General features: G+C 68.7%; 11 protein-coding genes. 8 read left to right on the top strand and 3 right to left on the bottom strand.

What is annotated here, in order from left to right:
• Window positions 1-201 precede the first annotated feature (201 nt).
• Entirely contained in the window at window positions 202-807 is a 606-nt protein-coding gene (locus AB0F43_RS30165) for a hypothetical protein (RefSeq protein ID WP_360484301.1), read from the top strand.
• A gap of 544 nt (window positions 808-1,351) precedes the next feature.
• On the opposite strand, the gene AB0F43_RS30160 is transcribed toward AB0F43_RS30165, so the two are convergent.
• Window positions 1,352-1,483 carry a hypothetical protein gene (locus AB0F43_RS30160; RefSeq protein ID WP_360484298.1) on the bottom strand — a complete coding sequence of 44 codons (132 nt, stop codon included), beginning with the start codon at window positions 1,481-1,483 and terminating at the stop codon, window positions 1,352-1,354.
• Window positions 1,484-1,496: 13 nt separating this feature from the next.
• Between AB0F43_RS30160 and AB0F43_RS30155 the strand changes: the two genes are divergently transcribed.
• The 5 genes from AB0F43_RS30155 to AB0F43_RS30135 all read left to right on the top strand — a co-directional run bounded on the left by AB0F43_RS30155 (window position 1,497) and on the right by AB0F43_RS30135 (window position 8,034).
• Entirely contained in the window at window positions 1,497-1,736 is a 240-nt protein-coding gene (locus AB0F43_RS30155; protein WP_360484295.1) for a LuxR C-terminal-related transcriptional regulator, read from the top strand.
• A gap of 143 nt (window positions 1,737-1,879) precedes the next feature.
• The gene (locus tag AB0F43_RS30150) at window positions 1,880-2,608 is read left to right on the top strand and encodes an ABC transporter ATP-binding protein (protein WP_360484289.1); all 729 of its coding nucleotides are present in this window, start codon (window positions 1,880-1,882) and stop codon (window positions 2,606-2,608) included.
• Window positions 2,605-5,385, top strand: a complete 2,781-nt coding sequence (locus AB0F43_RS30145; RefSeq protein WP_360484286.1) for an FtsX-like permease family protein — start codon at window positions 2,605-2,607, stop codon at window positions 5,383-5,385. The genes AB0F43_RS30150 and AB0F43_RS30145 overlap by 4 nt, the downstream gene beginning before the upstream one ends.
• A 33-nt stretch (window positions 5,386-5,418) precedes the next feature.
• Entirely contained in the window at window positions 5,419-6,135 is a 717-nt protein-coding gene (locus tag AB0F43_RS30140) for a hypothetical protein (protein ID WP_360484283.1), read from the top strand.
• A gap of 123 nt (window positions 6,136-6,258) precedes the next feature.
• A complete protein-coding gene (locus tag AB0F43_RS30135; RefSeq protein ID WP_360484280.1) occupies window positions 6,259-8,034 on the top strand; it encodes a glycerophosphodiester phosphodiesterase family protein in 1,776 nt (591 codons plus the stop codon).
• On the opposite strand, the gene AB0F43_RS30130 is transcribed toward AB0F43_RS30135, so the two are convergent.
• Window positions 8,031-9,086, bottom strand: coding sequence for a glutamate--cysteine ligase (locus AB0F43_RS30130; RefSeq protein ID WP_360484277.1), 1,056 nt, complete (start codon window positions 9,084-9,086; stop codon window positions 8,031-8,033). The two genes, AB0F43_RS30135 and AB0F43_RS30130, sit on opposite strands and share 4 nt — an antisense overlap.
• Window positions 9,087-9,134: 48 nt before the next feature.
• Between AB0F43_RS30130 and AB0F43_RS30125 the strand changes: the two genes are divergently transcribed.
• Complete coding sequence (locus tag AB0F43_RS30125) at window positions 9,135-9,872, top strand: HipA family kinase (RefSeq protein WP_360484274.1); 738 nt, start codon at window positions 9,135-9,137, stop codon at window positions 9,870-9,872.
• Window positions 9,869-10,255 carry a DUF3037 domain-containing protein gene (locus AB0F43_RS30120; protein WP_360484271.1) on the top strand — a complete coding sequence of 129 codons (387 nt, stop codon included), beginning with the start codon at window positions 9,869-9,871 and terminating at the stop codon, window positions 10,253-10,255. The genes AB0F43_RS30125 and AB0F43_RS30120 overlap by 4 nt, the downstream gene beginning before the upstream one ends.
• On the opposite strand, the gene pgm is transcribed toward AB0F43_RS30120, so the two are convergent.
• Entirely contained in the window at window positions 10,252-11,874 is a 1,623-nt protein-coding gene (gene pgm, locus AB0F43_RS30115; protein ID WP_360484268.1) for a phosphoglucomutase (alpha-D-glucose-1,6-bisphosphate-dependent), read from the bottom strand. The genes AB0F43_RS30120 and pgm overlap by 4 nt on opposite strands.
• Between the last annotated feature and the right edge of the window lie 12 nt (window positions 11,875-11,886).

The raw sequence follows: 11,886 nt of genomic DNA, 5'->3' as shown, positions 1-11,886 counted from the left end.
CCCGGCGCCTCGGGCCAGCCGGGCGGCTCGGGAGGGCCGGGCCGGCTCGGGAGGGCTGGGCGGCTCGGGAGGGCTGGGCGGCTCGGGAGGGCTGGGCGGCTCGGGAGGGCTGGGCGGCTCGGGAGGGCTGGGCGGCTCGGGAGGGCCGGGCGGCGCCGGGTCGGCATGCGAGGGCTGGCCGCGTCAGGCACCATTGAGCGCGTGACCAGCCCCAACCCGCGCCGTCCGATCCTGCCCGGCAACAAGCTGTTCGAGTCGCTGCCCGGTGCCGCCGACCCGGCCGCCGTCACCGAGGTCGCGCACCGGACCGCCGAGCTGCTGGTCCGCGGTGTCCGCTCCTCGGAGGACACCGAGGTGCACGCTCGGGTGGTGAAACTGGCCGACGACTACGGCCTCGACGAGCTCGCCGAGCTCTGGTCCGACGCACCGGCCGACTCGCTCCCGGGCTCACTCTGGCGGCTGTACCTGCTGCGGTCATGGGTGCACTCGAACTCGGAGGAGGTCTCCCGCGAGTTCGCGACCGGACGCAAGTACGCCGAGGTGCACGCGGTGGTCGCGGGGGTCGCCGAACCACCCGGACCGACCGAGGTCCGCGACATGGTCGACGCCGTACTGCGGGGTGTCGCGACCGGCGACTTCGCCACCACGCTGGACCGGGCGGCCGCCTTCGCGCGGATCGTCGCCACCGGCCGCGCGCACCTGGCCGAGGAGGGGCACGCCCAGGTGCTGTCGGCGTCGAAACTGGTCGAGATGGCCGATCAGCTGCAGACCGCGGCCCGGACCGAACGCGCCGGGCAGCTCTGGTAGTTGCAGAGTTCCGGTTCGGATGCTATGGCGTCTTGAAGCCCGAGATCTCCACAGGACAAGGGGTTTTGCCAGCCGTTACACTGTTCGAGGTGTCGGGCCGGTGCAAGCCCCGGGTCCCAAAATAAGCCGCTACGAGCGGCCACGCGCCGTGAGGCGCTTCCCGGTCCGGCGCCACAATCTTTTGCCTCCACCAGAGCGCTCGAAGTCTTCTCACCGACCTCGAGCGTTTTGCCGCGAATTTGGCCAGGGCGATTGCTTTGGTGTCTAGGTTGAGGACTTGGATCTGGGTCCAGGTGGTGCGGTCGTCTGGTGAGGTCCAGGCTTTGGCGGCGGTGAGGCGGCCTGGCGTGTGCCAGTGGCCGGAGTCGACGGTGACGGTGATAGGAAAGGCGGCACACGGGGTGCGCGGTCGTTCGCTGCGCGGCGATGCTGTCGGTATCGAACACGTCCAGCGCGGTAGTCGACGAGGCCGGCTGCCCGTTCCGGTCGATTAACTTGAAGGTCACGTCGACGTACTGCGGCTCGAGGTAGGAGCCGAACGGCGTCACGACCGTGCGACCATCGTTGCCGGTAGCAACACACGTGCGCTGACCGCGCCGTACAGGCCGTAGTCCAGGGAGGCGGACGGATCGATCGTCACCGGGAGCTCGGCGGTGCCGGCGGCCGGTATGGTCAACGAGCCGGCGCCTTTGTCATTGCCGACCGCTCAGGTCCGGCTCCGGGGGGTATCGGGGGCTGATCGTGCACAGCAGCGGCATGCTCGCCTCCTCGGCCTGCTGCTGGCCGGCCTCACCGACCAGGCCGTCGCCAACCAACTTAACCTCTCGACGCGCACGGTCCAGCGCCGAGTCCGGGCCCTGATGGACATGGTCGCCGCGGACACGCGGCTCCAGTTGGGCTTCCACGCTGCCCGCCGGGGCTGGATCTGACCCGGTCAGGGGGAAGCCAGGGATAAATCCCCTATCGGTATCGCCCGAACGCGCGCAGACTCGGTGGAAGTTGTTGACCGGTCTGCCTTGGGGGTTGGCCGCTGATCAGCCGGGAGGGGCGATCGGCAATGGAGGGGACCTTGATGACGTCCGTAGTTCAAGCGGACGACGTAGTACGGGTTTATGGCGAAGGGGACACGGCCGTCCGCGCGCTGCGGGGCGTCAGTGTGCGGATCGCGCCAGGCGAGCTGACCGCGGTGATGGGGCCGTCGGGCTCGGGTAAGTCGACGTTGATGCACATCCTGGCCGGCCTGGACAAGCCGACGTCCGGCTCGGTGCGGATCGACGACACCGAGATCACCACGCTCGGTGACAACGACCTGACCCGGCTCCGCCGCAAGCACATCGGCTTCATCTTCCAGTTCTTCAACCTGCTGCCGATGCTGACCGCACGCGACAACGTGCTGCTGCCACTGACGATCGCCGGGGTGAAGCCGGACGATGCCTTCTTCGACGAGCTGATCGACCGGGTCGGGCTCGCCGACCGGCTCTCGCACCGGCCCGCCGAGCTGTCCGGTGGCCAGCAGCAGCGGGTCGCGATCGCCCGGGCGCTGGTGTCCCGGCCGACGGTGATCTTCGCCGACGAACCGACCGGCAACCTGGACTCCAGGACCAGTGGCGAGATCCTGAACCTGATGCGTGGTTCGGTCGACGAATACGGCCAGACCACGGTGATGGTGACGCACGACGCCCGCGCGGCCGCCATGGCCGACCGGGTGCTGTACCTGGCCGACGGCGAGATCGTGAAGGAGACCGGCAGCAGCAGCCAGCACGAGATCCTGCAGATCATCGACACGCTGGACCTGCAATGATCCGGTTCGCCCTCCGCGGCCTGCTCGGTCGCAAGCTCCGTACTGCGCTGACCGCGATCGGCGTCGTCCTCGGGGTGGCGCTGGTGTCCGGCACCTATGTCCTCACCGACTCCATCTCCTCGGCCTTCGACTCGATCTTCAGCGAGAACTACAAGAACACCGACGCGGCGGTCACCGGCAAGTCCCCGTTCAAGCAGACGGAGGAGTTCGACACCACGGCGCCGTCGTTCGACCAATCCGTGCTGGCCGCCGTACAGGCGCTGCCCGAGGTCGGTACGGCCGGCGGTGCCGTCATCGGGGAGGCCCAGCTGATCGGGCGGGACGGCAAGGCCGCGGTCTTCGGTGGTGCACCGAACCTCGCCTTCAGCGTGGATCCCGACCGGCCGGAGTTCAACACGCTGGCCCTGGTGAACGGCGCCTGGCCGGCCTCCGGCGAGGTGGTGATCGACACCCAGACCGCGCGTGAGAAGGGCTTCGCGACCGGCCAGACCATCGGCGTCCAGGCCCGGGGGCCGATCCAGCAGCTGCGGATCTCCGGGCTGGTCGAGTTCGGCGAGGTGTCGTCGATCGGCGGTGCGACGCTCGCCGGATTCGATCTGCCGACCGCGCAACGGCTGCTCGACAAGGAGGGCAAGCTCGACCAGGTCCTGGTCGCCAAGGAGGACGGTGTCGGGGACCAGCAACTGCTCGACGCGATCGGAAAGGTGCTGCCGGAAGGCACTCAGGTCCGTAGCGCCGAGGATCAAGCGGTCCAGGACGCCGAAGGCACCAGCGAGTTCCTCGACTTCTTCCGGACCTTCCTGCTGGTCTTCGCCGGGATCGCTCTGTTCGTCGGATCGTTCGTGATCGCGAACTCGTTGTCGATCACGATCGCGCAGCGGACCCGCGAGTTCGCCACCCTGCGCACGCTCGGTGCGTCGCGTCGCCAGGTGCTCGGCTCGGTGGTGCTCGAAGCACTGGTGACCGGACTGGTCGCCGCCGTCGCCGGGCTGTTCCTCGGCCTCGGCATCGCCAGCGGTCTGTTCAAGATCTTCGACTCGGTCGGACTCACGCTGCCCAACAACGGGCTGGTCTTCCAGACCCGCACGATCGTGGTCGGCCTGCTGGTCGGCGTCCTGGTGACGCTCTTCGCCAGCCTGCGACCGGCTTGGCGCGCCACCCGGGTGCCACCGATCGCGGCTGTCCGGGAGGGTGCGGCGCTACCGCCAGGCCGGTTCAACCGCTTCCGGCCGGTCGGCGCGGCGCTGCTCGCCATCGCCGGCGTCGTGCTGGTGGTCGTCGGGCTGTTCGTCGACGGGCTCAGCACCACCAGCGTGCTCTCCGCGCTCGGGGCTGGGGTCCTGCTGATCTTCATCGGCATCGCCCTGTTCTCGTCACGGCTGGTGCGGCCCCTGGCCGCGTTGTCGGATCCGGTGGCGCGGTGGTCGGTACTGGTTCTCACCGTGCTGGCCTGGCCGTTCTTCTCGCTCCCGTACTGGCTCCTGCGCCGCGGGGTCTGGGGGCCGGGGACGAAGGCGCGCCGTACTGCGGGATTCGTGCTCGGTGCGGTGCTCAACCCGGTGTTGCTGGTGATCGTGGTGCTGATGGCGGTACGACGCCGGGTCAGCTCGTGGGAGCCGGAGTGGCCCGCCGACTTCCCCGGCGTACTCGCGGACCGGCCCGCGACCCACATCGGCGGCCAGAACAGCCGACGCGATCCGCAACGGACAGCATCGACCGCCGCCGCCCTGATGATCGGGCTGGCCCTGGTCACCCTCGTCGCCACGCTCGGAGCCGGCATCATCAGGCCGTTCGAGGACGCGGTCGACAAGATCTTCAACGGGGACTACGCCGTCACGGCCCAGAACAACTTCAGCCCGCTGCCCCCGGCCGTGGCGCAGGCGGTCGAGGCAGTACCCGGTGTGGAGGCGATCTCCAGCGTGCGTGGTGGGCAGGCCCAGGCGTTCGACGAGGCCATCTTCATGACCGGCGTCGACACCCAGGCTCCGGCGGTCCTCAGCTTCGACTGGAAGAACGGCTCCCAGGCTGTGCTCGGCGAGCTTGGAGCCGACGGCGCCGTCGTCGACGACGCGTACGCCGAGCAGCACAATCTGCGGCTCGGATCGACCTTCCCGATCCAGACCGTCGGCGGCAAGACCCTGACGCTCACGGTGCGCGGCATCTTCACTCCGCCGCCGGGTGGCTCACCGTTCGGCAACGTGACGATCTCGACCACCGCGTTCGACGCGACCAGCCCGCAACCGCAGAACCTGTACACGTTCGTCAGCCTGCAGGGCGGTGTCACCGCCGCGAACACGGCAGCGCTGGATGCGGCCCTGGCCTCATTCCCCAACGCGAAGGCACAGACCCGCGAACAGTTCAAGAAAGCCCAGTCCGACGGCATCAAGGGGCTGCTGAACGTTCTGTACGTGCTGCTCGCGCTCTCGGTGCTGGTGAGCTTGTTCGGCATCGTCAACACACTGGTGCTGACCGTCTTCGAGCGGACCCGCGAACTCGGCATGCTGCGCGCGATCGGGCTGACCCGGAGGCAGGTGAAGCGGATGATCCGGCACGAGAGCGTCATGACCGCCCTGATCGGTGCGGTGATCGGGATCCTGCTCGGTCTCGGTCTGGCCCTGCTCTTGGCCGCCCGGCTGGATGAGATCAGTTTCGCCGTACCGACCGGCCAACTGGCCATCTTCGCCGTGGTCTCGGTGGTGGTCGGCATCTTCGCCGCGATCTGGCCGGCCCGCCGCGCGGCCAGGCTGAACCCCCTCGAGGCGCTGCAGTACGAGTAGGTCTGATCCCTTGCGGTGTTAGCTTCCGTACCCGTGAAGCGCATCGCTGCCCTGGCCGTTGTACTCATCCTGACCGGTTGCTCGACGGTCGAGTCCAAGGACGTCCGGACCAGCGGGATCACCGCCAACCTGCTCGTGACGCTCCCCGAGAACGCCGACCAGGCCGACGTCAACGCCTCACTGCGAGTCGGCACCCTGACCTTCGTCGAGCTCGGCGCGGACGACCGGATCACCGCATCAGGCGGCGGCCAGACCACCAGGCTCGACCATCACCGAGCCGCCGGCGTGACGCGCTACAGCAACCGCCTCGACGCGGCGAAGGCCGGCACCGAGATCACCTTCAGCCTCGAGCGGGACGGCGACAACGAGTCGGCTCCGAGGTCGACCGTCGTACTGCCGGAGCGCGTTCGCCTCGTTGCTCCTGCGGCCGGTACGACGTACTCCCGGCGTACGGCGATCGCGGTGCGGTTCGACAGCGGGCCGTCGCAGCAGCCGTCGATCCTCACCTGGGCGGGTGAGTGCATCCAGCCCGGCAGCCTCCAGCTGGAACCGGGCCGGACCTCGGCCACGATCGCCCGAGGGTCGATCAAGCCGGCCGCCACCACGGTGACTCCGGCTGGTTCGTCGTCGACGTGCCAGATCGACCTCACGCTGACTCGCCGGGTCGAAGGCACGCTGGACGAGGCGTTCAAGGACGGCTCCATCGCAGCCGAAAGCCAGTCGGTACGCCGGGTCGTCTCCGCTCCGTAACCGGCTGGCGACACGCGGAGATCACCTGGCGGCCTTTTGTGGGTTACCTTCACGAAGGCACAGGTATCCCTGTGGCAGTCAGCCTCAGGGGCGTCCGCCCACCCCTCGGAAGGAAGACCCCACATGCGTCGCCTTACCCGCGCGCTGCTTCCGCTTGCCCTCGTCGCCGGACTGCTGCCGGCCGCTCCGGCGGCCGCCTCCCGCGGCGACTTCGACATCCAGGCCCATCGCGGTGGCCTCGGGCTCACGGTGGAAAGCACGATCGCGTCCTTCTCGCACGGCCTCGAACTGGGCGTCAGCACGCTGGAGCTCGACGTCCAGATCACCGAGGACGGCCACGCCGTCGTCACCCACGACCGCAAGATCTCCGGCACCAAGTGCAAGGACACCGCGCCCTACACCCCGGGCGACCCCGAGTACCCGTATGTCGGGAAGTTCATCAAGACCCTCACGCTCAAGCAGGTCAAGCAGCTCGACTGTGGTTCGCAGACGCTGCCGAACCACCCCGGGCAGCAGCCCGACCCGGGCGCCCAGATGCCCGAGCTGCGCGACGTCTTCGCCCTGGTCCACCGGTTCCACGCGTACGGCGTGAAGCTGAACATCGAGACGAAGGTCGAAGCCGGCGCACCGTCCGAGACCGCGCCGCGTGAGCAGTTCGTGCAGGTCGTCGCGCAGGAGGTCCGCAAGGCCCGGATCGCCCGGCAGGTGACGATCCAGAGCTTCGACTGGGGTGCGCTGATGCGGATGGGCCAGGTCGCCCCCGAGTTGCCGCTGGTCGCGCTGACGAACTACGACTTCCTCCAGGTCGGTCAGCCGGGGAAGTCGCCGTGGCTGGGTGGGCTCGACATCGACGACTTCGGCGGCGACCTGGTCAAGGCGACGAGGTCGTTCGGCGCGTCCGCGATCTCACCGGTGCACGGCTTCCCGCAGGACGGCAAGATCACCGACTCGAACTACCGGCCGTACGTCACCGCCGACATGGTCGAGTCCGCGCACCAGGCCGGCATGAAGGTCGTCCCGTGGACCATCGACGACCCGGCGACCATGCGGTCCCTGATCGACAAGGGCGTCGACGGCATCATCACCGACTATCCCGACCGGCTGCGTGACGTCGTACGGTCGGAGGGCTTCCGCCTGCCTCGCGCGTACGACGCTCCCGCCGTACGCGCGCTGCCGTCAGCACATGCGCACAACGACTACGAGCACCGGCGGCCGCTGCAGGACGCGCTGGACCGTGGGTTCAACAGTGTCGAGGCGGACGTGTGGCTGGTCGACGGCGAGCTGCGGGTCGCCCATGACCTGGCGGACGCCGTACCAGGGCGCAACCTGGAGACCCTCTACCTCAAGCCGCTGGCCGACCGGGTGCGGCAGAACCACGGGCAGGTCTACAAACATGGGCGCGACTTCCAGTTGCTCATCGACATCAAGAGCGACGGCCCGTCGACGTACGCCGCGATCGACAAGGAGCTGACGAAGTACCGCGGGATCAGCACGGTGTTCATCAACGGGCGCGTGCTCAAGGGCGCGGTGACGTCGGTGATCAGCGGCAACCGGCCTCTCGACGTACTGAAGGCCCAGAAGGTCCGGTACGCCGGGTACGACGGCCGGCTGAGCGACCTGCGATCAGGCATGCCGGCGTCGCTGATGCCGCTGGTGAGCGACAACTGGACCAACCACTTCACCTGGAAGGGCATCGGCCCGATGCCGACCGCCGAGCGGACCAAACTGCACGACATCGTGGTGCAGGCTCACCGCGCCGGCTATCGGGTGCGGTTCTGGGCGACACCGGACGTACGCGGTGCCGCTCGCGAGGCGTTGTGGAGCGAGCTGGAGGCGGCAGGGGTCGACCACATCAACACCGATGACCTGCACGGGCTGGAAGCGTTCCTGCGTAGCTAAGGTTTGACTTCCGTGAGGGCGATGAGGTTGGCACCCTCACGGAAGGCCTTGCGTTGGCGGACGGCTCCGTTGCCGGTGGCTAGTACCCGCTGCAGGGTGTCGTCAATCACGTCGGAGTCACCCAGTTCCTGCAGAGCCGGCTCGACGTGCTCGCGCAGCCGCTTGATCACGTCGATCATCGGCATCGGTTCGGCACTGCGGACGTCGAGTCCGTTGCCGGTGATCCCGTCACGCGCGGCCAGCCAGTAGGCGGCTCGCAGGACCTCAGGCTCCAGGGTCGGACCTTGTGACCCGTCCTCGAGCGCAGTCATCACCAGCGCGCGGACGAGGGTCGCGAGGAGCACTGTCTCGTCCACGGTGAGTGGGATGTCACTCACCCGCACCTCCACCGTCGGCAGGTGCGAGGAGGGCCGGATGTCCCAGTAGACCATCTGCTCGTCGATGAGGGTCCCGGCCGCCAGGTGCGCAGCCACCAGTGCGTCGTAGTGCTCCAAGGACTCGAAGTACGGCGGTGGACCGGCACACGGCCAGCGTGTCGTCATCAGCCACCGCCAGCTCGAGAAGCCTGTGTCCTGGTCCAGATAGATCGGTGAGTTCGCTGTGAGCGCGAGCAACGTCGGCAACCACGGCCGGAGGTGGTTGCTCACTCTGACAGCTGTTTCTTTGTCGTGTACGTCGACATGCACGTGGCACCCGCAGACGCTCTGCTCCCGGGCCAGCAACCCCCACTGGTTGGCCAGCTCCCGGTAGCGCGGCTTGTTGGTGATCGGCTGGGCAGCCTTGCCGTGCGGCGGCACTGCGATCGCCAGCAGGTGGGCACCCTCTTCAGCGGCTGCCTGGGCGAGCTTGCCGCGCATCTCGGTCAGGCAGCCGCGCAGTTCGCCGGCGGTGTCGCAGACCGGGGAGTTGATCTCCACCATGGCCCGGGTCAGCTCGAGGGCTATGTCGAGGTCCTGCACGTCCGCCACGACGGCCTTGCTGCGTGGGAGGGGCTCGCCGGTGGCGGAGACCAGCAGGAGCTCTTCTTCTACTCCGATGGAAGGACGTTTCACCCTCGGCCGGTACCCGGTCACAAACGGGTGCCGACTAGGCTCTGCGGGGTGAGCCTGCCGACCGTCACCGCGACCCGCTACGTGCTGCCGTTGCGCGAGGGCGGCTCGCTGCCTGGTGTTGTCGAGGGCAACGACCTCGGCACCTACGTGCTGAAGTTCCACGGTGCCGGCCAGGGCCCGAAGGCACTGGTCGCCGAGGTCATCGTCGGCGAGCTGTTCCGCCGGCTCGGGCTGCGGGTGCCAGACCTGAAGCTGATGCGGCTCGACCCCGCGATCGGCAAGTCCGAGCCCGACTTCGAGATCCAGGAACTGCTGCTGCGCAGCGCCGGCCTGAACCTGGCCGTCGACTTCCTCCCCGGCGCCTTCGGGTACGACGGCTCGGCCGGTAACCCCGGTGACGAAGGGATGGCCCGGATCCTCTGGCTCGATGCGTACGTCGCCAACGTCGACCGCTCCTGGCGGAACACGAACCTGCTGGTCTGGCACAAGAACCTCTGGCTGATCGACCACGGAGCCGCGTTGTACTTCCACCACTCCTGGATGACGGCCGAGAAGTTCGCCGCGCTTCCGTACGACGCCTCGGACCACGTGTTCTCGGTCGCGACACCCGACGTACCGGCGGTGGACGCGGAGCTGGCGTCGCTGATCACCGAGGATCTGCTGACCGAGGTCATCGCGCTCGTTCCGGACGAATGGATCGACGACGGGGACCGGGACCGCTACCTCGGTCACCTGACCGCCCGGTTGAAGAACCGGTCCGCTTGGCTGCCGGGGGGTGTGCGGTGAGTTCCGACCTGGTTCCCTTCGACTACGTGATTCTGCGGGCGGCGCCGCGGATCCATCGCGGTGAGTTCGTCAACGTCGGCGCGGTGCTGTACTGCCGTGCGCTGGACTTCCTGGGTGCGGCCTGGGACGTGGAACCGGCGCGTCTGAGGGCTCTCGACCCCGCGGTCGACGTGGACGTGGTGTGTGCGTCGCTGGAGCACATCCGGGCCATCTGCGCGGGTGATCCGGACGGCGGACCGGCCGCGGCGACCCGGATCGGCGAACGCTTCCGCTGGCTCGCCGCACCGCGCAGTACCGTCGTACACCCCGGGCCGATCCACAGCGGGCTCACGAACGACCCCGCCGCGGACCTGGACCGGCTGCTCGACGCCTTCGTGCGTTAACCCAGCGCTTGGGACACGACTTCGCGGGCCTGGACGAACACCTGCTCGAGGTGGTCGGCGCCCTTGAAGGACTCGCCGTAGATCTTGTAGAGGTCCTCGGTGCCGGACGGACGGGCTGCGAACCACGCCGACTCCGTGGTGACCTTCAACCCGCCGATTGCGGCGCCGTTGCCCGGTGCGCTGGTCAGCCGGTCCACGATCGGCTCACCCGCGAGCTCGGTCGCCGTGACCGCGTCGGCCGACAGGGCCGACAGCTTGGCCTTCTGCTCGCGCGTGGCCGGTGCGTCCACCCGCGAGTACAGCGAAGCACCGAACCGCTCGACCAGCTTCGCGTGCGCCTGTGACGGCGTCTCGCCGGTGACCGCGGTGATCTCGCTCGCCAGCAACGCCAGCAGGATGCCGTCCTTGTCGGTGGTCCACACCGTCCCGTCGAAGCGCAGGAAGCTCGCTCCGGCCGACTCCTCGCCGCCGAAGCCGACCGATCCGTCCACCAGGCCGGGCACGAACCACTTGAAACCGACCGGCACCTCCCACAGCCGCCGGCCCAGGTCCGCGACAACCCGGTCGATCAGCGACGACGACACCAGGGTCTTGCCGACCGCGACCTCCGGACCCCACTGCCGGTTGCTGAACAGGTACGAGATGGCGACGGCAAGGTAGTGGTTCGGGTTCATCAGCCCCGCGTCCGGCGTGACGATGCCGTGCCGGTCCGCGTCCGCATCGTTGCCGGTGGCCACGTCGTACCGGTCCCGCTGCGCGACCAGCGAGGCCATCGCGTACGGCGAGGAGCAGTCCATCCGGATCTTGCCGTCGTGGTCCAGCGTCATGAACGACCAGGCCGGGTCGATCCGCGGGTTGACCACGGTCAGGTCGAGGCCGTGCCGCTCGGCGATCGCGGCCCAGTAGTCGACGCTGGCACCGCCGAGCGGGTCCGCACCGATCTTCACGCCGGCGGTGCGGATCGCGTCCAGGTTCAGCACCGAGGGCAGGTCGTCCACGTAGTGACCGACGAAGTCGTACTCCCCCGCCGCCGACCGCGCCTGCTCGAACGGCCTGCGCCGTACCTCCCGGTTGCCGCCGGCGATCAACTCGTTGGCCCGGGCCGCGATCCAGCCGGTCGCATCGGAGTCGGCCGGACCTCCGTGTGGCGGGTTGTACTTGATGCCGCCGTCCCGCGGCGGGTTGTGCGACGGCGTGATGACGATGCCGTCGGCACCGGCGCCGGCACCGCGGTTGAGCCGCAGGATCGCGTGCGACACCCCAGGTGTCGGTGTCAGCCGGTCCGCGCTGTCCACCAGCGTCTGTACGTCGTTGCCGGCCAGCACCTCGAGCACGGTCCGCCAGGCGGGCTCGGACAGCCCGTGACTGTCCCGGCCGACCAGCAGCGGTCCGGACGTCCCCTCACCGGCGCGGTACTCGCAGATCGCCTGGGTGATGGCCAGGATGTGCGCCTCGTTGAAGGCGCCGTCCAGGCTCGAGCCGCGATGTCCCGACGTACCGAAGACGACCTTCTGGGCAGGATTCTGCACGTCGGGAGTGATGTCGTCGTACGCCTTCAGCAGCGCGTCGACGTCGACGAGGTCCTCTGGCTGAGCGGGCTGGCCTGCGCGTGAGTGCATGGGAACATGCAA

The organism is Kribbella sp. NPDC023972 (assembly GCF_040639075.1).
Lineage (GTDB): Bacteria > Actinomycetota > Actinomycetes > Propionibacteriales > Kribbellaceae > Kribbella.
Note: the sequence above shows the minus strand (reverse complement) of the source record. Positions and strands in the feature narration are given on the sequence as shown.

Excerpts from the sequence above, each read along its gene's own strand:
- AB0F43_RS30150 (WP_360484289.1), top strand. The coding sequence starts at position 1,880 with ATGACGTCCGTAGTTCAAGCGGACGACGTAGTACGGGTTTATGGCGAA.
- AB0F43_RS30145 (WP_360484286.1), top strand. The coding sequence starts at position 2,605 with ATGATCCGGTTCGCCCTCCGCGGCCTGCTCGGTCGCAAGCTCCGTACT.
- AB0F43_RS30135 (WP_360484280.1), top strand. The coding sequence starts at position 6,259 with ATGCGTCGCCTTACCCGCGCGCTGCTTCCGCTTGCCCTCGTCGCCGGA.
- pgm (WP_360484268.1), bottom strand. The coding sequence starts at position 11,874 with ATGCACTCACGCGCAGGCCAGCCCGCTCAGCCAGAGGACCTCGTCGAC.